This window comes from Pseudoclavibacter sp. RFBJ3, from assembly GCF_002931375.1.
GTDB lineage: Bacteria > Actinomycetota > Actinomycetes > Actinomycetales > Microbacteriaceae > Pseudoclavibacter.
Genome location: NZ_PSXZ01000014.1, coordinates 12,937 through 32,742, shown reverse-complemented (window position 1 = coordinate 32,742; position 19,806 = coordinate 12,937). Strand labels below are relative to the sequence as shown.

Below are 19,806 nucleotides of genomic sequence, written 5' to 3'. Positions count from 1 at the left end.
CTCGGGCTTCGACCTCCACGCGTCGACCCCTCACTCTTCGAACCCCGCAAAGGACCAGCCATGTACCAGCTCGCACCGAACATCGAACTCCTCTTCACCGAAGCCGGCCATTACCACGACCGAGTCCGCGCCGCCTCGGCTGCCGGCTTCGACGCCGTCGAGATGTGGGGGCCGACGGGCAAGGATGCACCCGCCAAGCCCAAGGACCTCCCCGCGCTCAAGGCGGCGCTGGAGGAGACGGGCACGCAGCTCACGGCGCAGCTCGCCGAGCCGCGCACGCAGTTCATGATCCCGCCGAAGGACCACTCCTTCTTCTACCAGTGCCTCGACGAGGGCGTCGCCATCGCGCAGGACCTCGGCTGCCCGCGCATCGTCGTCGGCAGCGGCACGGGCTTCGGCGGCTCGAAGCGTCAGACGCAGCTCGACGAGCTCATCGCCATCTACGAGAAGGCCATCACCCAGATCGAGGGCTCCGGCATCACGCTGGTGCTCGAGCCGGTCAACGTCCGCGTCGACCACCCCGGCTCGCTCCTCGACCGCACCTCGGAGGCCGTCTACGTCGCCCGCGGCGTCGACTCCCCGAACTTCGGCGTGCTCTACGACATCTACCACTCTGCCGTCGAGGGCGAGGACATGGCGGCCGAGCTCGCCAACGCCGGAGACATCGTCAAGTACGTGCAGTTGGCGGATGCGCCGGGCCGCGGCGAGCCTGGCAGCGGCTCGCTCGACTGGGCCGAGAAGTTCTCGGTGCTCCGTGCATCCGGCTACGACGGCCCGGTCGGCCTCGAGTACTACCCGACCACGGAGTCGGCGGCATCGGTGGCCTTCGTGAAGGAAGCCGCGGCGTCGGCATGAGCCGCTACCCGGAGCGCGTCGACGTCGCCATCGTCGGCAGCGGACCAGCCGGCGCGAGCTACGCGCGCATCCTGAGCGAGACGGCACCCGAGCTGCGCATCGCGATGTTCGAGGTCGGGCCGACCGTCTCGAACCCGCCAGGCGCGCACGTCAAGAACATCGAGGACCTCGAAGCTCGGAGCTCCGCCCAGCGGCGTTCCGAGGGGCCGGGCGAAGCGGCCTCCAAGCTCAACAGCCCCGTCGCCCTCGCGCAGGGGAAGCGACAGTCGCGCCCGGGCACGTACATCCTTCCCGACGGCGACTTCTCGGTCGACGGCGGGGACGGGATGCCCGTCGCGGCCATGTCGAGCAATGTGGGCGGCATGTCTGCCCACTGGACGGGCGCCTGCCCGCGCCCGGGCGAGAGCGAGCGCATCGGCTTCCTCGACGCGACGGGCGAGCTCGACGAACTCCTCGGCGAGGCCGAGCGCCTGCTCGGCGTCACGACCGATGCGTTCGAGGGGGCCCCCTTCAGTCAGCTCATCCGCGACCGGCTCTCGCCGGTGGTCGACGGGGGCCGCGAGCCTGCCGCCCGCGTGCAGCGGATGCCGCTCGCCGTGCGGCGCCGCGACGACGGGCGCCTCGTCTGGTCGGGCTCCGACGTCGTCCTCGGCGACGTGACGCGCGAGAACCCCAACTTCGAGCTCTTCGATGAGTCCCTCGTCACCCGGACCGTGCTCGGCGACGACGGCGCGGTCGCGGGAGTCGAGGTGCGCGACCTCAGCGAGGCCGGCGCAGCGCAGCTCAGCGTGGTCGCGGCCCGAGTGGTCGTCGTTGCCGCCGACGCGCTCCGCACCCCGCAGGTCCTGTGGGCCTCCGGGATCCGACCTGACGCGCTCGGCCGCTACCTCAACGACCAGTCGCAGGTCGTCTTCGCCGCCCGGATCACGGGCATCGAAGCGCCGGGGGCATCGGCAACAGCGGTGCAGGACAAGGCCGCTGGCGCCATCAGCGAGACGAGTGGCGTCAGCTGGGTGCCGTACACCGACGCGAAGCCGTTCCACGGTCAGATCATGCAGCTCGACGCGTCCCCCGTGCCGGTCGCGGTCGACGACGCCGTCATCCCCGGCTCCATCGTGGGGCTCGGCATGTTCTGCGCGAAGGAGCTGCAGCGCGACGACCGCGTGCTCTTCACCGAAGGGCACCTGGACAGCTACGGGATGCCCGCCGTGCGCATCCACTACACCGCCACCGACAAGGACCGAGCGGTGATGGATGCGGCGGAGGCCGAGCTGCGCGTGCTCGGCGACGCCGTCGGCGAACCCCTCGACGAGCGCGTCATCCGCCTCCCCTTCGGCGCATCCCTGCACTACCAGGGCACAACCCGCATGGGCGAGACCGACGACGGCGAGAGCGTCTGCTCGCCGACGAGCGAGGTCTGGGGCGTGCCGGGGCTCTACGTCGCCGGCAACGGCGTCATCCCGACCTCGACCGCCTGCAACCCCACCCTCACGAGCGTTGCGCTCGCCGTGAAGGGCGCCCGCGACGTCGCGGCGAGGCTCACCACCGCACCAGCGCTCGCGTCGCAGACGACCGAGCACTGACCATGACTGACAACTGGCTAGGAGGCCACCATGATTCCTGATCGGATCATCGAGCAGGACACGCTCAAGACGAACGGCACACGCACCTCGGTGGAGGTGCGCCTGCCCTGGTACCGCTCGCTGCCCGCATCCTGCATCTCCGAGTTCGGCCTCTCGGTCGACGGCATCGCCGCCCCGCTCGAGTCGCTGCGCTGGACCATGAACGGCAGGACCTACGCACCGGATGAGCTCGCCGGCGACACGAGCGAGTGGTGGTTCCCGACCGACTCGGTTGTCGTCGAAGGCGACATCCCCATCACGGCGGGAGACGGAGACCACACGGTCGACGTCGACCTGAAGCTCTACATCCCGTACATCATCACCGACCACGGGGTGCTCCGCATCGAAGAACACAACTCCAAGACGATGAAGGCGGTCTCCGAATGAGCAGCGAGCTCGGCACCCCCATCCAGGGGGTCACCCTGTACAGCTTCACCCGCGCGTTCCACGGGCGCGAGTACGACCTCGAAGGCCTCCTCCGCAAGGTCGCGGCCGAGGGCTTCGGGCCGGGCCTCGAGCTCATCGGCTTCTCGAGCATCCGCGGCTTCCCGAACATCACCGACGAGTTCGCCGGCTGGTTCTCGGACCTCGTCGAGGAGCTCGACCTCGTGCGCACCTCGCTCGCGGTCAACGCCGACATCGGCATCCACCGCGACCGCCTGCTGTCGCAGGATGAGCTCGTCGAGTACATGACGCGCCAGATCGAGGCGGCCGCGAAGCTCGGCTTCCCCGTCGCCCGCGTGCAGATCTCCATCACGCCGGACTCGATGGAGCAGCTCGCGCCGATCGCCGAGAAGCACGGCGTGACCCTCGCGCTCGAGGTGCACGCCGACCAGTACGCCTCGCACCCGCGCATCCTCGCGCTGCGCGACCGCTTCGAGCAGGTCGGCTCCCCGTTCCTCGGCTTCACCGCCGACTGGGGCGCCACCACCAAGGCGTTCGCCCCATCGGCCGTCGAGGCCTACCGCCGCCGCGGCGCTTCGGAGGAGCTGCTCGCCGAGCTCGTCGAGCTGTGGGACGGCTACTACGCCGAGGGCCCGCCGGCCGACCAGGGCGTGCACGGCAAGCGCTTCGGCTCGTTCATCGGCCTCGCCGCCAAGCACGGCCGTCCAGACTTCGGCATCGACTTCGCCATCAACGGCACCGGCCTCTTCGGCCCGGCCCGCGTCGAGGACTGGCTCGAGATCATGCCGTGGGTCAAGCACGTGCACGGCAAGTTCTTCGGCATCGACGAGAACGGGGAGGAGCCCTCGGTTCCCGTCCGCGAGCTCATCGCGCTGCTCGTCGAGCAGGGCTACTCCGGCGCCGTCTCGAGCGAGTACGAGGGCTGGCACTGGAACCACTGGCAGAGCCCGTTCGACATCATCCGCGCCGAGCACGCCGTGCAGCGCTCCGCGGCAGTGGATGCGGGATCGCGCATGATCACCGACCCCGCCGAGGCGCGCCGCATCCTCGCCGCCCACCATGCGCTGCCCGTACGCAGCTGACCGCCGGGACCAGAAGGAGAACACCATGACAGATGGAATCGCAGGAACGGGCATCAAGCTCGGCATCACCCTCTACTCGCTGACCTCGGAGTTCGCGGCCGGCCTCTACACGCCGGAGACGCTTGTCGAGGCGGTGCACAAGGAGGGCCTCGGCACTGGCGTCGAGTTCAACATCGCGCAGCTGCTGCGCACCTACCCGGACACCGACAAGGAGTTCGTGAAGTTCTGGCGCGACACCCTCGAGCGCTACGAGCTGGAGCCCAGCGCCGTCGGCACGAACCTCGACATGGGGCGCCGCAAGGACCGCGACATGACGCCGGACGAGGAGTATGAGTTCTTCGCTCGCCAGCTCGCAACGGCCAACGACTTCGGGTTCCGCACCGTCGTCATCCGCTCGGCGGGCAAGGAGCTGCTCGCGCGACTCCTGCCGCTCGCAGAGAAGTACGACCAGCGCCTCGGCTACGAGATCCACGCCCCCTCCGGCCCGAACGCCCCGCAGATCCACGCGATCCGCGAGATGTACGAGGACCTCGGCAGCGACCGCCTCGGCTTCACCGCCGACTTCAGCTCGACGATGCACAGCCTCTCGCCGCGGCTGCTGCGCACCCTGAGCAGCATGGGCATGCCGGAGGAGTACTTCCCCGTCATGGACGAGATCTGGCGCCGCCCGCAGCCGATGCACGTGCGCAACCAGGCCTTCGAGGACTTCCTCACGGCCGAGAAGTTCGACTTCGCCCGCCTCGGCCCGTTCACGCGCCTGGCCTTCAACATGCACGGCCTCGTCGAGCCGGAGGAATGGCTCGACATCATGCCGCAGATGTTCCACGTGCACGCGAAGTTCTACGACATCGACGAGCACGGCGAGGAGCCGGCCATGGACACGGCGCGCATCGTGCGCCAGTTCGTCAAGGGCGGCTACCAGGGCTACCTCTCCAGCGAGTGGGAGGGCCACGCGTTCGCCGACCTCGGCGAGAGCGACCCGGTCGAGCAGGTGCGTCAGCAGCACGCGCTCATGCGCCGTGCCATCGAAGAGACCGCGGCCGAGGCGAACAGCCTCACGGTCGCCTGAGGCTAGGGAACAGAAACATGGCAACACACAATTCGCTCTTCGCCGAGAAGGACGTCACCCGCCGCGAGGACGGCATCAGCGTCTCCGTGCAGATCCCCTGGTACCGCAGCCTGTGGCTGTCGGCCGTCGACAACGTCGAGGTCAACGTCAACGGGGTGTCCGTCCCGAAGGACAAGCTGCGCTTCGACCTCGCCGGGCGCTCGTACACGATCGACGAGCTGCCCGAGCAGTCGGAGACCCTCTGGTTCCTCTCCGACCGGCCCGACATCGCCATCCAGCTGGATGAGGCGCCGGCCGCCGGCGACAAGCTCACGGTCGAGGTCGTGCTCACGATGCGACTCCTCTACATGCAGATCGCGCCGGGCCGCTATGTCACCAACCGCGTCCCCGTCGAGCGCGAAGTGGTCCTCGCATGACCCGGCCGTTGCGCGTGGCCATGATCGGCTACGGCTTCATGGGAGCCGCTCACTCGGTCGGCTGGCGGCAGGCGCCTCGCGTCTTCGGCCTACCAGCCGAGGTCGAGATGGCGGTTGTGGTCGGGCGCAACGGCAACGCGGTCGCGGAGGCCGCGAAGCAGTGGGGCTGGCAGGAGTCGGCCACCGACTGGCGTGAGGTCATCGCGCGAGACGACATCGACATCGTCGACATCGTCACGCCTGGTGACTCGCACGCCGAGATCGCCATCGCGGCGCTCGAGGCGGGCAAGCACGTCATCGTCGAGAAGCCGCTCTCCAACACGGTCGCCGAGGGCGAGGCGATGGCGGATGCTGCTGCGCGTGCAGCAGAGCGTGGCGTGAGGTCGATGGTCGGCTTCACCTACCGCCGCGTGCCGGCCGTCACCCTGCTCCGCGACCTCATCGCCGAGGGCAGGATTGGGCGCATCCACCGGGTGCGTGCGTCCTACCAGCAGGACTGGCTGGTCGACCCGGACGCACCGCTCTCGTGGCGCCTGCAGAAGGAGCTCGCGGGTTCGGGCGCGCTCGGCGACATCGGGGCGCACGCCATCGACCTCACGCAGTTCGTCACGGGCCAGAGCGTCGACCGGGTCTCTGGCACGATCGACACGATCATCGCCGAGCGTCCGCTCGCCGACGGCTCTGGCACTGGGGCGGTGACCGTCGACGACATCGCGATCTTCACCGGACGGCTCTCGGGCGGGGCGCTCGCCTCGTTCGACGCGAGCCGCTTCGCAACGGGCCGCAAGAACGCGCTCGCCATCGAGGTCTCCGGCGAGTTCGGCGCCCTCGCCTGGAACTTCGAGGACCTCAACTCGCTGCAGTACTACGACCGTACGGCGGACAGCCGGGCGCAGGGATTCGCGCAGGTCCTCGTGACCGAGCCCGAGCATCCGTACGTCTCAGCCTGGTGGCCGGCCGGTCACATGCTCGGCTACGAGCACGGCTTCACGCATCAGGTCGTCGACCTCGTCACCGCCATCGCAGACGGCACCCCGCTGCACTCGAGCTTCGAAGAGGGGCTCAGCGTGCAGCGTGTGCTCGACGCCGTCGAGCGCAGCTCGGCAGCGGAGAGCGCGTGGGTCGAGACCCGCTCCGCCGTCGCTGTCTGAGCAGCGCGGCCCAAGCATTCGAGAACGTTAGTTCAGCATTCGAGAACGTTAATTAAGAGGAGAAGCATGTCTCGTCCTGTCACGTTGTTCACCGGTCAGTGGGCCGATCTGCCGTTCGAGGAGGTCGCCCGTCTTGCGGGGGAGTGGGGCTACGACGGCTTGGAGATCGCCTGCTGGGGTGATCACCTCGACCCGTGGCGGTGGGATGACGCCGAGTACGTCCAGGGCAAGCTCGACGTCCTCGAGCGCAATGGTCTCAAGGTGTGGACGATCTCGAACCATCTCAAGGGGCAGGTGGTGTGTGACGACCCGATCGATCAGCGGCACCGGGACATCGTGTCAGACCGGGTGTGGGGTGACGGGGAGCCGGAGGGGGTGCGGCAGCGGGCGGCGGAGGAACTGAAGAACACGGCCCGCCTGGCGGCGGCGCTGGGTGTGAAGACCGTGACCGGCTTCACGGGCTCGTCGATTTGGAAGTACGTGGCGATGTTCCCTCCTGCCACGGAGGCGATGGTGGATGCGGGGTACCAGGACTTCGCCGACCGGTGGAACCCGATCCTGGATGTGTTCGAGGAGGTCGGGGTCCGGTTCGCGCACGAGGTGCATCCGTCCGAGATCGCGTATGACTACTGGACCACGAAGCGTGCGTTGGAGGCGATCGGGCATCGGGAGTCGTTCGGCCTGAACTGGGATCCGTCGCACATGGTGTGGCAGGACATCGACCCGGTGGGGTTCTTGTGGGACTTCCAGGACCGCATCTATCACGTGCATTGCAAGGACACGAAGAAGCGCCTCAGCAACGGCCGCAACGGGCGGTTGTCGTCGCATCTGCCGTGGGCGGATCCGCGGCGGGGGTGGGACTTCATCTCGACCGGGCACGGGGATGTGCCGTGGGAGGACTGCTTCCGCATGTTGAACGCGATCGGGTACGAGGGGCCGTTGTCGGTGGAGTGGGAGGACGCGGGCATGGACCGTCTCGTGGGTGCTCCGGAGGCGTTGGGGTTCGTGCGCACGCTGTCGACGTATCGTCCGTCGGAGGCGGCGTTCGACTCGGCGTTCTCCACGAAGCAGGACTAGGCAGCCCCTGCCCGGCCACAAGAGTGCGGCAGATGCGTGCTCCCGAGAATGGGAGCCTGCATCTGCCGCACTTCTCTGCGTGGGCTGGGCAGCTCAGGCAGGCGCCGGCGCGGAGGCGCCTTCCGAGATGGCCTCGCGGGCGAGGGCCAGGTGGGCGCGGGTTGCCTGCTCCGGCGTGAGCGAGTCGATCCACTCGTGGCCGCCCCACTCGCTGCAGAGCGTGCCCGTGAAGCCGACGGCGGCAAGCTCGGCGGAGATCTCGCGGATGGGGTTCGAGATGCGGCCACCGGTGTCGTCGAGGTCCCAGAACTTCAGGTGCACGCCGCCGACGAGGGGCAGGATCTCCCGCAGCTCGCGCGCGTCCGACCGCCCAAATCGGATGACGAGGTTCATGAACAGGGTGTGCACCTGCGGCGGCACGGTCCCGCGGCGGAGCGAGGCCTGGACGGCGTCGAGCGTCGCCGGGCTCCGCCAGTCGTGCTCGAGCGCGTCCACGAGTGACGCATCCACCCCGCCCGCGCGCAGCCTCGCGAGGTAGCTGGGCGGCAGCGACGGCATGAGCATGCTGATGTCGAGGAGCAGGCGGATGCTCGTGTCGTCCATCGCCGCGACGGCCTCGACGGCAGCCGCGTTCTGCGGCTTGTCGAGCGACTGCTGGCCCTGCAGCTCCTCGTAGAGCGTGAGGCCGTGCTCGTGCAGGCGGGGGAGGAGGCGCTCGAGGAGGGCAGGGCCCGCCTGTCCCAGCGGAAGCCGGATGCCCTCCGCGCCGAGCCGCTCCGCTGCCCGAAGCTGGGGGAGCAGGAACTCGTAGCGCTCATCCTCCGAGCGGCGTGTGGTGGCCGTGAGCCAGTCGTCGAGGCTCGCGCCGACGATGCTCACCGAGGTGTCCGTGGCGTCGAGGGCGGAGCGGATGCTGGAGGTCTCCGCATCCGTCGGATCAGGGAACGTGCGCCACGTCTGGGCGGCCTCGAGCTCGATGACGTTCGCGACGCCGGATGCCCCGATGGAGGCCGCGATCTCGGGGGAGGTGCGGTCGGCGACCATGAGCTCGGGCGACCAGTTGAACGCCGAGGCGGCGAGCGTCCATCCCTCGGGCAGCTGCGTGCTCACGCGGGGTTCCCGACGGCTTCGAGCGGCAGGTCGCGGGATGCGCGCGGCGCGGCCAGCGGCGCGTCCAGCTCCAGGCGACGGGCGGCGGCGAAGGGCAGGATGAGCGGCTGGTTCGGGCCTGCGCCCATATTGGGGATGAGGAGCTTGAAGCCCACGAGCACCTCGTGCTGGCCGGGCTCGAGCCGCACGTTCGAGTGCACGACGATGCGGTCCTGCACGAACCACCACGTGGGGCTCGGCGCCAGCTCGGGGAGCGGTGCGCTCTGTCCGTCGATCGTGACGCGCAGCTCGTGGAGGCTGGCGAGGGGGAGGGATCGGATCCAGGGCAGGGAGACGCGCAGCGAGAAGCCGTCGCCATCGCTGCGGAGGGCGTCGTCGAGCAGGATCGCGAGGCTCACGGGCGTGCTCCCCGGCGGTCGGGGCTGCACGGGTCGATTCTGGGCATGACACTCCTTTGTGACGGCCGATATCGGCTTTAGGAGTGAACCTACAGGCTTATGTCGAAAATCGGAAGAAGTGCCGAATGTGCCCGGCTGTGTACCGGTGTCAGCGGCCGAGGGCGAGCCCCGCGATCGTGGGGCGCCCATCCGCGAACCAGCGCGTGAACGTCTCCTCGAAGAGCTGTTCACGCACCATCGCGGCGCCCCCGCGCAGTGGTTCGCGGACATCGTTCGCGGAGACCACGATGTTGAGGTCGCGGGTCGCGAGCGGGAGTGAGTGCTCGTAGACCCGCTGCCGGACCTCGGCGAGGAAGATCTCGCCGGCCGAGGCGAGGGCGCCGCCGACGACGATGACCTTCGGGTTGAACATGTTGACCAGCGCGGAGATCGACTCGCCGATGATCTTCGCCGAGCGCTGCGCGAGCTGGATCGCCAGCGCGTCGCCGTCCTCGGCGCACAGTGCGATGAGCTCCGGGTTGAGTTCCTCCCCCTCCTTCGAGCGCCGCGCGAGGAGTCCGTCGTCGCCCGCTTCGATCGCGAGCTGGGCATCCCGAACGAGGGCCCATCCGCCGGCCTCCGCCTCGAGGCAGCCGATCTTCCCGCAACGGCACTGCGAGGTCGACCCGAACACCTTCACGTGCCCGATGTCTCCCGCCGCGCCGTTCGCGCCACGGTGGATGCGCCCCCGCGAGACGAGGCCGGCGCCGATTCCCGAGCCGACCTTGACGTAGATGAGATCGACCGACGGGACCTGGCGGTTGGTGCGCTCGTTGAGCGCAAGCAGGTTGGCGTCGTTGTCCACCCAGACGGGCGCGTCGAAGCGCTGCTCGAAGCGGCGGCGGATGTCGAAGCCGTTCCACCCGGGCATGATGGGCGGTGCAACGGGCCTGCCGGACTCGAAGTCCACAGGGCCGGGGACGCCGACCGCGATGCCCCAGACGGGGAGCTCGCTGCCTCGGCTCTTCGTGTCTGCGGCGAGGAGTTCTTCGACGAGCCCGAGAGCTGCGTCGAGGGTCGCGGCTGGTCCGCGCGAGATCTCCCAGTCGAGGTGCGCCTGTGCGATGACATCGCCTTCGAGCTGTGCGAGGCCGACGTGGATGTGCAGCGCGCCGAGGGCGCAGACGACGATGAGTCCGTTCTCTCCGCGGAAGCGCAGCGTGCGTGGCGCCCGCCCTCCCGAGGAAGGGCCGACATCGCCCTCTTCGAGGTAGCCCATGCTGATGGCCTGCTCGACGCGCTGGGTGACGACGCCGCGGCCGAGGCCGGTGACGGTGCCGATCTGCGGGCGGGTCAGTGCCTCGCCCATCCGCACGAGGTTGACGACTCGGAGAAGGCTCGTGACCTCATCGGTCTGGGCACCGAAGCGCAACGTTGACTCTCTCATGGCCGAACTGTACCCAATATGTCGACCTTGCGCCGCAGAGAACGCCCAGATACGTTCGTGCACAGCAAACTTTCGTATCAAACACACAAAAGCGCACGAGGAAGTGGTCGCATGTGGTCAGTCGGCGTCATCGGGGCCGGGCCGGGCGTCTCCGCGCTCCACCTCCCCACGCTCGCGCGTTTCCCCGAACTGTTCCGGGTCGTGCACATCGCGGACTCCGGGAGCGGCCGTGCGGAGGAGCTCGCTCGGCGCATCGGCGCGCGCAGCAGCTCCGGCATCGGCGAGGTGTTCCAGGACGAGCGGGTGCAGCTCGCCTTGATCTGCTCCCCACCCGCCGACCACGCGAGCCACGTGCGGGCCGCGCTCGATGCGGGGGTCGCGGGCATTCTGTGCGAGAAGCCGCTCGCGACGACCGTCGCCGAGGCGGAAGCACTGGTCGTCGCCTGCCGGGATCGGGGAGTGGCGCTGCTCATCGGCACCAACCACCTCTATGACCCCGGCTGGGTGCAGGCGCGACGACTCATCGGCGAGCTGCGGGCTCCCGTCGACAGCGTGCGGGTCACGCTGTCGCTCCCGCCGAACGGGCGGTACCACCGGCTCGTCACCGAGTTCGCCGAGGGTGCCGGGGCTCCCGTGCGTCATCCCCCATCTGGACTGCCCGCACACGTGCAGGCCGGCATCGTGCGGCAGCTCGTCTCCGGCCTCGCGGTGCATGACCTGCCCGCCATCCGCGACCTCGTGCCGGGATTCGATGGCGTCGACTTCGCTCGCTTCGTCGCACCGCTCGGCTACGCAGTCGGGTACCGGGCTGGTTGCGCCCGGGTGCAGCTCGGTGCCGTCATGCGCGCAGAAGGGGCGGATGCTCGCTGGCGCCTCACGGTCTCGGCGGGGGAGTCGCGCGTCGACGTCGACTTCCCGCCGGCGTTTGTGCACGACGGCGCGGCGAGTGTCGTCGTTCGCGGGTCGGAGGGTGGCGTCATGGTGCCCCCGAGGTCGCACCTCGACGGCTACGAGGCGGAATGGCTGGCGCTTGCCGAGCTGCTCTCGGGGGAGGCGCCGCTCGAGTACGAGGAGCAGCTCGAGGACACGCGCTACGCCATCGTGCTCGCCGAGGCAGTCGCCGCCCACATCGAGGGAGCTTCGTCGTGAGTCTTCGAATTCCGGTCCTGGTGTCGAGTGCGCCGGGCGCGCGAGGGGCGGACGGTGACCGGCTCGCGCCCTATCGCGTCGCGGTTGCCGAGCTGCCGCTGAGTGCGCAGCTCTCCTCGAGCGCGACCGGCGCGGTCGTCGTGATCGACGCTCGCGGTTCCGGGGGCTGGCTGTGCGCGGTCGAGGCGGCGCTGGCCGACGGCGCCCGGGGCGTGGTCGTCGACGAGGCCGTCGTGCCCGACGCCGGTCGCCGCGATCGGCTGCCAGCAGGTGGCGCGCACGTTCTGGCCGCGCGCTGCTTCCTCCCGAGGGATCTGGTGGAAGCGGCTCGGGCGCTCGTGGCCCCGTCCGGGTCGAAGGCTGTCCTCGTCACGGTCGAGGCCGGTGGTCCATCCTCGAGCGGGGTGCTGCGGGACGCGCTCGGCTGGGCGCGTGTGCTGACCGGTGGGGGCGAGCTCGGGCTGGGATCCGTGTTTCCGGAGAACGAGAGTGGCCCGACCGTGTCCCTTCTGCTCGAATCGCACGACGGCATCCCCGTCCTCTTCTCCTGGCTCCCGGCCGCGGGGGCGCCGTGGCTGCGAGTCTCGGCGCTCGGCGCGGTCGAGGTCGAGGTCGCCATCGATCCTGGGGCTGGGGTCGCACGCCTAACGAGTCGCTCCGCGGAGGAGGAGCGGGGCGTGCGGGAGGCGTTCGAGGGCGGTGCCCGTCGGGAGCTGCGGTGTGCCATCGAGGCGCCGCGTGCATCCGACTCTCCCGATGAGCTGTCCTGCTTGCTTGAAGATCTCGAACTGAGTCGGCGGATTGAACACGGGTGCGCGTCGGCGTGACCGCTGCAATTGCCGCTCGCGGACATTCTTTAGTTGATTTTAGACATAAGCCTCGGTAGGCTGACCTCGACGCAGGGGTTCCACGAACCCGTCACCGGCCGCGACGCAGCGACCGGAGGCACACCATGTCGCGTAGATCGTCCGATCGTTCGGGCCCTTTTATGCCACTCTCACCGGCGAGACTCCGCCTTCTTGTTGCTTCCCTCCTCACCGTCTCCTTCCTGGGCGCGCTCGACCACACGGTCGTGTCGACCTCGCTCGCGACCATCGCCGGCGACCTCGGCGCGCTCGAGCAGATGGGCTGGGTCGTCGTCAGCTACACGCTCGCGAGCACCGTCCTCCTGCCCGTGCTCGGCAAGCTCGGCGACATCGTCGGCCCCCGAGCGGTGTTCCTGACCTCCCTCGTGCTCTTCCTGCTCGCCTCGCTCGCCTGCGGTTTCGCGCCGAACATGGGCCTGCTCATCGTCGCCCGCGTCTTCCAGGGGATGAGCTCGGCGGGCCTGCAGCTCATGTCGCAGACGATCATCGCCCAGGTCACGAGCCCGAGGGCTCGGCCCAAGTACATGGCCGTCATCGGAGCCGCGTTCCCTGTCGCCATCCTCATCGGCCCGTTGCTCGGCGGCCTCATCGCCGACAACTGGGGCTGGCAGTGGGTGTTCTGGGTGAACCTCCCCGTCGGCGTCGCCGCGCTGATCTTCGCGCTCGTCGCGATCCCGAGCATCCCGCGCACGTCCGCCCCGCGCTTCGACGTGCTCGGCTCGCTCGCCTTCACGATCGCGCTCGTCGCGCTCGTGCTCGGCGTGAGCTGGGTCTCCGACGCCGAGCTCCTCACGTCGGCGCTCTCGGCGTTCGGTGTCGCCCTGGCATCGTTCGCGCTCTTCTTCTGGGCGGAGGTGCGCGCCGAGAACCCGGTCGTGCCCCTGCACATCTTCAAGAACCGCACCGTCGCGGCAGGCACGGCACTCTCCGCCATCATCGGCGTCGGCCTCTTCTCCATCACCGCCTACCTGCCCACCTACGTGCAGATGGCCTACAGCACAACGGCGACCGTCTCCGGGCTCGTGCCCATCGCGACCGTCATGGGGATGCTCGTGAGCAACCTCCTCACGGGCTTCCTCGCCAGCCGATCGGGTCGCTACCGCGTCTACCCCGTCGTCGGCACCGCCCTCGGCGCCGTGGGCCTGCTCATCATGGCCACGCTCCCCGTCGGGCTTCCGCTCTGGGCGCCCATGGTCGTCATGTTCGGCGTCGGCCTCGGCACGGGCTCCTTCATGAGCCTCATCGTCGCCGTCGTGCAGAGCGCCGCCCCCAAGAACGCGACGGGCGCCGTCACCGCGAGCGTCAACATCGTCCGCCAGGTCGGCTCCACCGTGACGACCGCCATCATCGGCGGCGTCATCGGCGCGGGTGTCGCGGCGCTGCTCCCCATCGGCTTCGACGCCGCCAACCTCACCCCGCAGCTCGTGCACGCGAGCGACCCCGCCTTCCAGGCGACCGTCGCGGAGATCTACCGCGACGTGTTCGCGCCCATCTTCATCGGCCTCTCGATCGCCTACGCCGTCGGCTTCGTCGCGGCGCTGCTGCTGCCGCCCGGTCGCCTGTCCAACGAGACGGGGAGCATCCCCGTCGTCGAACCGCAGAGCCTCCCGGCGTCGCGCGCCTGACCGCGTCCGCCGAATCCACTCACCAGCCGCTCTTCCAAGGAGGAAGCACATGACCACCAATCCAGTCGTCGCGATCGTCGGCAGCGGACCCATCGGGGCCGCCTACGCGCGGACCCTCCTCGAGCAGAACCCGGACGTGCGCGTCACCATGTTCGAGGCGGGCCCACAGCTCACCGACATCCCGGGCGAGAGCGTGCGCAACATCGCCGACCCCGACGAGAAGGAGCGCGCCCGCGAGCGGTCGCAGGGGCCGCAGGCCGGCGACTTCCGCGACTCGCTCGGCATCCCGAAATCGGCCGTAGTGGAGGGCATGTTCACGGCTCGCCAGGGCACGCACCTCCTCGACTTCGGCGGCGAGGGGTCGGCCCACACGGACACGTTCCCCGCGGCGGCCGCGTCGACCAACGTCGGCGGCATGGGCGCGCACTGGACCTGCGCGACCCCGGCCCCCGAGTTCAGCGAACGCGTCGACTTCATCGAGAGCGACGAGTGGGATGATCTGCTCGCGAACGCAGAGCGGCTGCTGCACGTGCAGTCCGCCGCGTTCGCCGACTCCGGCGTCGGCGGTGCCATCCGCTCGATCCTCTCCGAGGAGTTCGCCGCCGAGCTGCCGGATGGCTTCGGCCCGGGCACGCTCCCCGTGGCGGGAGACGCGCAGCCCGACGGCACCGTCCGCTGGGCCGGCGCCGACGTCGTCTTCGGGCCGCTCGTCGAAGCGGGCAACCCTCTCGCCGAGCGCTTCGAGCTGCGCGACCTCCACCTCGTGCGCCGCGTCGAGCGCGACGGCGATGGAGCCGACGCCCGCGTCACGGGCGTCACCGTCGAAGACCTCCGCACCGGAGCGACGAGCTTCTTCCCCTCGGACGCCGTGGTCGTCGCGGCCGACGCGTTCCGCTCCCCGCAGCTCCTCTGGGCATCCGGCATCCGCCCGGCAGCTCTCGGCCGCTACCTCACCGAGCACCCCGTCGTCATCTCGACCGTCGCCCTCGACCCCGCCGGCATGAGCCGCTTCGCCACCGACGCCGACCTCGAGGAGGAGCTCGCCCGCCGCGCCCTCAACCCGGCCGATCCCGTCGGTGCCGTCAACCGCATCCCCTTCTCCGAGCCAGACCACCCCTTCTCCCTGCAGGTCATGTACGCCGAGAACCCACCATTCCCGCTCGACCCCGCGCACCCCCATGCCGGCAACCGCTGGGGCTACGTCAACATGGGGTACGGCATGCGCAAGCACCCGCGCGTCGAAGACGGCATCACGTTCCACGACGACGAGCTCGACTACCGCGGCTTCCCCAACATGACCGTCGAGTACGCGCTCACCGACGTCGAGAAGGCGGAGATCGCAGACGGCGAGGCGCACCTGCGCCGGGCCGGGGAGGCGCTCGGCACGTTCATCGCCGAGCCGCGCCTCCTCCCCAACGGCTCGAGCCTGCACTACCAGGGCACGATGCGCGCCGGGGCGAACGACGACGGCACCACCGTCGCCGACCCGTACTCGCGCGTCTGGGGCATCGACAACCTCTACGTCGGAGGCAACGCCCTCATCCCGACCGCGACGACCATGAACCCCACCCTCATGAGCGTCGCCATCGCGGTCCGCGGAGCCAGGAAGCTCGCGGAAGAACTGGCGTAGACGGTCGGGCGCGGAGCTCCTCGCGAGCCTCGCGCCCCACCGCCGCAGCGGCCCGTCTACGCGATCGGGGCGCGCGTCGTCATCGTGTGCTCCGCATCCAGTGCCGCGTTCTCAGCCTCGAAGTCGATCTCGGGCGGCTGGCGACGGAACCCTCGCGTGAGGAACGCGAGGTAGACGAGCCCGATCGCGAACCAGCTGAGGCCGACGACGAGGGCGAGGCCCGAGAGGCTCGTCCAGAGCCAGACCGTCATCGCGAAGCCCAGTATGGGCAGCACCCCGTAGACGAGCACCGCCTTGCCGCCGCGCTCCTTGCGGTCGAAGAGGAAGAACTTCACGACCGACAGGTTGACGAGGGAGAACGCGGCCAGCGCGCCGAAGCTGATGAGCGACGCGATGGTCGCAAGGTCGACGACGAGCGCCAGCAGCGAGACGACGGCGACGAAGAGCGTCGCGCCGATGGGCGTGCGGAAGCGCTCGCTGAACGCTCCGAACAGCCTCTTCGGCAGCACCCCGTCGCGGCCCATGGCGTACAGGATGCGGGAGACGCTCACCTGCGACGCCATGGCCGCGGCCACACAGCCTGCGATGTAGGCGACGAGGAAGAAGATCTCCAGCCACTGGCCCGCCGCGATGCGCATGATCTCGACGGCCGCGGCATCCGGGTCGGCCATGTCCTGCCAGGCCGGCTGGATGATGTGGCCCGCGTAGGCGACGGCCGTGAAGATGAGCCCGCCGAGCACCGTCGTGATGAGGATCGCGCGCGGCACCGTGCGCCGCGCATCCTTCGCCTCCTCCGACATCGTCGAGATGGCATCGAAGCCAAGGAACGACAGGGCGATGACCGCGGCACCGCTCGCGAGGGCAGGGATGCTCATCCCCGTGTCGTAGAGCGGCTGCAGTAGAGAAGCGCCAGGGTTGTTCGCCGCGTAGGCGACCGCGACGACCAGGAACACGGCGACGAACACGAGCTGCACCCCGACGAGGAACAGGTTCGCGTTCTTCACGATCGAGATGCCCACGATGTTGAGCGCCGTCACGATGAGGATCGACGCGAGCGTGAACACCCAGATCGGGACCGCCGTGAACTGCGCGTTCAGGTAGATGCCGATGAGGAGGTAGTTGATGAGGGGGAGGAAGAGGTAGTCGAGCATGAGCGTCCACCCCGTCAGGAACCCGACGTGCCCGCCGAACGCCTTCCGGGCATACGTGTACGCGCTGCCCGCGCGGGGGATCTCGCGCACGAGCACGGCGTAGCTGCACGCCGTGAGCAGCATCGCAATGAGGGTGATGAGGTACGCCGCGGGCAGGTGCCCCTCGGTGATGCTCGTCACCTGCCCGTACGTCGTGAAGACCGTGAGCGGGACCATGTAGGCCAGGCCGAAGATGATGAGCGCCGGGATGCCGAGGGCGCGTTTCAGGGTGACGCCCTGGGAGTGCGGGGCTGAGTTCGCGGTCATGGGGTTCCTTGGTGTGAGGGGTCGATCGAGGAGGTCAGAAGGTGCGCTGCCCGTTGCGCCAGGTGCCGAGCACCGTGATGTCGCCGAGCTGCTCAGGGGCGACGTCGCGCGGGTCTGCGGAGAGCCAGACGAGGTCGGCGCGGGAGCCAGGGGCGAGGGTGCCCCGCGTCGTCTCGGCCCTCGCCTGGTAGGCGACGGCCGACGTCGCGGCTTCGAGGGCCGCGTTGACGGAGATCCGTTCGGCGGGATGCCACCCGCCGAGCGGTGTGCCGTCCGGGTTCTGCCGCGTCACGGCGGTGCGGATGCCCGCGAGCACGTCCGGGCTCGTGACGGGCCAGTCGCTGCCGAAGCTCAGGCGGGCACCGCTCTCGAGCAGCGACCGCATCCGGTAGTGCAGCTCCCGCCCCGGGCCGAGCAGCGGCAGGGTGAGCTGCACCATGACCTCGTCGGCGGTGGCCCACAGCGGCTGGAAGCAGGCGGTCACGTCGAGCTGGGTGAAACGGTCGAGGTCGCTGTCGTCGAGCAGCTGGACGTGGGCGATCGTGATGCGCCGGTCGGCGCCGTCCGGGCGCTCGCGGATGCGCCGCGCCGCGTCGAGGGCCGAACGCACGCCGGCGTCGCCGATCGCGTGCAGGTGCAGGTCGAAGCCGAGCTCGTGCGCGTCGAGCGCCGCCTGCTGCAGCTCGCCGTCGTGCCACACGGGGAGTCCGCGCGTGCATGCATCGGCGTAGTCCTCGAGCAGGTGCGCGGTGTGGTTCTCGATGATGCCGTCGAGGAAGAACTTGACGGTCTGCGCCGTGAGCCCGGGCGCCGCTTCGATGCGGGTGCGGCGCTCGCGGAGGAGCATCCGCTGCTGCGGCCACGCCTTCGGGTCGGCGCGCTGTGCGAGGTCCGCGTCGACACAGAGCGCGCCCGCCTCGGCGGCGGTGACCCACACCTCGATGTCCGCCGGCTCGACCCACGCCTCCTGCACCCAGGTGATGCCGAGGGAGGCGAGGACCGCGGTGGATGCGCGCAGCGCCTCGACTCCGTCGGTCACGGGGCGCCGCGGGGCGTGGCCGAGGACACGCTCGACAGCCCCGGACTCGAGGAGCGTACCAAGCGGGGTGCCGTCCTCCCGGCGCACGAAGACCCCGTCTTCGGGGTCGACCGTGTCGGCCGTGATGCCCGCCGCCTCGAGGGCCGCCGTGTTGCACCACGCGGAGTGGTAGTCCCAGGAGCGCAGCACGACGGGGCGGTCGGGCAGCGCGGCATCCAGCCAGGCCGCGTCGAAGCGGCCGAGTGGGGCGAGCGTCGAGTCGTAGCTGCCGCCGACGATCCAGGTGGCCTCGGGGTGCGCATCCGCCCAGAGCCGCACGCTGTCGACGATGTCGGCGACGCTTGCGGCTCCGCGGATCTGCGGCCCCTGGAGCTCGAGTCCGGCGAAGAGCGGATGCGCGTGGCCGTCTCCGAATGCGGGGCCGAGGTACCCGCCGGCGAGGTCGATCTGCTCGGTGCGCCCGGCAGCTGACGCACCGTTCGCTGTGACGATCGTGCCGTCGTGCACGACGAGAGTCGTCACGTCGGGCTCCCCGTGGGGGACGCCTATCGTGCCGCCAGTGAATTCGATGTGAGGCATCGGTCTCCTTCTCCGTTGAACGAGTGACGTAAACGTACACCGTTCGTTTTCATGACGCTAGAGTGAGAATGCGCAGGATCCGGGCCTCGAAACGAAGCCGTAACACGCTCTTCACGCGTGCGGCCGAGACGGGCCCCGGAACAGGCCGCTGAGCCTCGACGCAGCGAAAGGCGGAGACATGGGGCGACCCACAACGAGCATCCTGACGAGAGACGGCATCGTCGACGCTGCCGTGCGCCTCATCGACCGGGAAGGCTCCGAGGCAGTGAGCATGCGCCGCATCGCGTCGCACTTCGGCGTCGCCCCCTCGTCGCTCTACAACCACATCGGCTCGCGCCTCGAGCTCATCGAGGAGGTGCGCACGCGCATCTGCGGCCGCATCGACGGCGAGGCGTTCGACCGGCTGCCGTGGGAGGACGCCGTCCTCGTCTGGGCGCACTCCTACCGCGACGCGTTCGCCGCGCATCCGCGCAGCATTCCCCTTCTCATGTCGTCGCAGGTGCGCTCTCCCGCGATACTCCGCGTGCACGAGAGCTTCACGAAGGGCGCGCTCGCCGCGGGCTGGCCCGAGGAGGAGATCGTGCGGATGCTCACGGCCTACGAGTCGTTCATCCTCGGCTCGGTGCTCGACATGTCTGGCCCGAGCGTGCTCTTCGACCCGAGCGGTCAGGAGACCGAGGTGCCCGCCTTCGCCTCCGCCGTCGCGCGCGTGACCAAGGAGGGGCTCGACGACCCCGTCGCCGGCCCGGCCTTCGAGCTCGGGCTCGCCGCACTCGTGCGCGGCCTGGCGCGGTGAAGACCTCCGTCACGCGCGGCGGCGCCCGCATCCATCCACTCGCACTGCACTGAT

The 19,806-nt window shown here is 69.7% G+C and carries 18 protein-coding genes; 13 read left to right on the top strand and 5 right to left on the bottom strand.

Features of this window, described 5'->3' with window-relative positions; genetic code table 11:
• Window positions 1–60 precede the first annotated feature (60 nt).
• The 8 genes from C5E07_RS13635 to C5E07_RS13600 all read left to right on the top strand — a co-directional run bounded on the left by C5E07_RS13635 (window position 61) and on the right by C5E07_RS13600 (window position 7,677).
• A complete protein-coding gene (locus C5E07_RS13635; protein WP_104299930.1) occupies window positions 61–855 on the top strand; it encodes a TIM barrel protein in 795 nt (264 codons plus the stop codon).
• Complete coding sequence (locus tag C5E07_RS13630; protein WP_104299928.1) at window positions 852–2,438, top strand: GMC oxidoreductase; 1,587 nt, start codon at window positions 852–854, stop codon at window positions 2,436–2,438. The genes C5E07_RS13635 and C5E07_RS13630 overlap by 4 nt, the downstream gene beginning before the upstream one ends.
• 30 nt (window positions 2,439–2,468) lie before the next feature.
• Complete coding sequence (locus C5E07_RS13625) at window positions 2,469–2,864, top strand: DUF6379 domain-containing protein (RefSeq protein WP_104299926.1); 396 nt, start codon at window positions 2,469–2,471, stop codon at window positions 2,862–2,864.
• Entirely contained in the window at window positions 2,861–3,964 is a 1,104-nt protein-coding gene (locus C5E07_RS13620) for a sugar phosphate isomerase/epimerase (RefSeq protein ID WP_104299924.1), read from the top strand. The genes C5E07_RS13625 and C5E07_RS13620 overlap by 4 nt, the downstream gene beginning before the upstream one ends.
• 25 nt (window positions 3,965–3,989) lie before the next feature.
• On the top strand, window positions 3,990–5,033 hold the full coding sequence (locus C5E07_RS13615; RefSeq protein WP_104299922.1) for a sugar phosphate isomerase/epimerase: 1,044 nt from the start codon (window positions 3,990–3,992) through the stop codon (window positions 5,031–5,033).
• A gap of 17 nt (window positions 5,034–5,050) precedes the next feature.
• Window positions 5,051–5,449 (top strand): DUF6379 domain-containing protein, encoded by a 399-nt coding sequence (locus C5E07_RS13610; RefSeq protein WP_104299920.1) that lies wholly within the window; start codon window positions 5,051–5,053, stop codon window positions 5,447–5,449.
• Window positions 5,446–6,600: a Gfo/Idh/MocA family protein gene (locus C5E07_RS13605; RefSeq protein WP_104299919.1), complete on the top strand. Its 1,155-nt coding sequence runs from the start codon at window positions 5,446–5,448 to the stop codon at window positions 6,598–6,600. Before C5E07_RS13610 ends, C5E07_RS13605 begins: the two co-directional genes overlap by 4 nt.
• 66 nt (window positions 6,601–6,666) lie before the next feature.
• On the top strand, window positions 6,667–7,677 hold the full coding sequence (locus C5E07_RS13600) for a sugar phosphate isomerase/epimerase (RefSeq protein WP_104240086.1): 1,011 nt from the start codon (window positions 6,667–6,669) through the stop codon (window positions 7,675–7,677).
• A gap of 93 nt (window positions 7,678–7,770) precedes the next feature.
• On the opposite strand, the gene C5E07_RS13595 is transcribed toward C5E07_RS13600, so the two are convergent.
• The 3 genes from C5E07_RS13595 to C5E07_RS13585 all read right to left on the bottom strand — a co-directional run bounded on the left by C5E07_RS13595 (window position 7,771) and on the right by C5E07_RS13585 (window position 10,611).
• On the bottom strand, window positions 7,771–8,787 hold the full coding sequence (locus C5E07_RS13595; protein ID WP_104299917.1) for a restriction endonuclease subunit R: 1,017 nt from the start codon (window positions 8,785–8,787) through the stop codon (window positions 7,771–7,773).
• Window positions 8,784–9,185, bottom strand: a complete 402-nt coding sequence (locus C5E07_RS13590; protein ID WP_104299915.1) for a hypothetical protein — start codon at window positions 9,183–9,185, stop codon at window positions 8,784–8,786. The genes C5E07_RS13595 and C5E07_RS13590 overlap by 4 nt, the downstream gene beginning before the upstream one ends.
• Before the next feature lie 148 nt (window positions 9,186–9,333).
• Window positions 9,334–10,611, bottom strand: coding sequence for an ROK family protein (locus C5E07_RS13585; protein ID WP_104239779.1), 1,278 nt, complete (start codon window positions 10,609–10,611; stop codon window positions 9,334–9,336).
• Between the two features lie 111 nt (window positions 10,612–10,722).
• Here C5E07_RS13585 and C5E07_RS13580 point away from each other — a divergent pair, with 111 nt between their 5' ends.
• From C5E07_RS13580 to C5E07_RS13565, 4 genes are all read left to right on the top strand, one after another.
• Entirely contained in the window at window positions 10,723–11,760 is a 1,038-nt protein-coding gene (locus tag C5E07_RS13580) for a Gfo/Idh/MocA family protein (protein WP_104299913.1), read from the top strand.
• Entirely contained in the window at window positions 11,757–12,587 is an 831-nt protein-coding gene (locus C5E07_RS13575) for a hypothetical protein (RefSeq protein ID WP_146080601.1), read from the top strand. The genes C5E07_RS13580 and C5E07_RS13575 overlap by 4 nt, the downstream gene beginning before the upstream one ends.
• 161 nt (window positions 12,588–12,748) lie before the next feature.
• Window positions 12,749–14,251, top strand: a complete 1,503-nt coding sequence (locus tag C5E07_RS13570; protein ID WP_104299908.1) for an MFS transporter — start codon at window positions 12,749–12,751, stop codon at window positions 14,249–14,251.
• A gap of 49 nt (window positions 14,252–14,300) precedes the next feature.
• Window positions 14,301–15,881 (top strand): GMC oxidoreductase, encoded by a 1,581-nt coding sequence (locus C5E07_RS13565; protein WP_104299906.1) that lies wholly within the window; start codon window positions 14,301–14,303, stop codon window positions 15,879–15,881.
• Between the two features lie 56 nt (window positions 15,882–15,937).
• Here C5E07_RS13565 and C5E07_RS13560 read toward each other — a convergent pair whose 3' ends face one another.
• Together C5E07_RS13560 and C5E07_RS13555 are read right to left on the bottom strand one after the other, a co-directional pair.
• Window positions 15,938–17,338 (bottom strand): APC family permease, encoded by a 1,401-nt coding sequence (locus tag C5E07_RS13560; RefSeq protein ID WP_104299904.1) that lies wholly within the window; start codon window positions 17,336–17,338, stop codon window positions 15,938–15,940.
• A 34-nt stretch (window positions 17,339–17,372) separates the two neighbouring features.
• A complete protein-coding gene (locus C5E07_RS13555) occupies window positions 17,373–18,956 on the bottom strand; it encodes an amidohydrolase (RefSeq protein WP_104299902.1) in 1,584 nt (527 codons plus the stop codon).
• 178 nt (window positions 18,957–19,134) lie between these two features.
• Between C5E07_RS13555 and C5E07_RS13550 the strand changes: the two genes are divergently transcribed.
• On the top strand, window positions 19,135–19,752 hold the full coding sequence (locus tag C5E07_RS13550) for a TetR/AcrR family transcriptional regulator (protein ID WP_104299900.1): 618 nt from the start codon (window positions 19,135–19,137) through the stop codon (window positions 19,750–19,752).
• Window positions 19,753–19,806 lie beyond the last annotated feature (54 nt).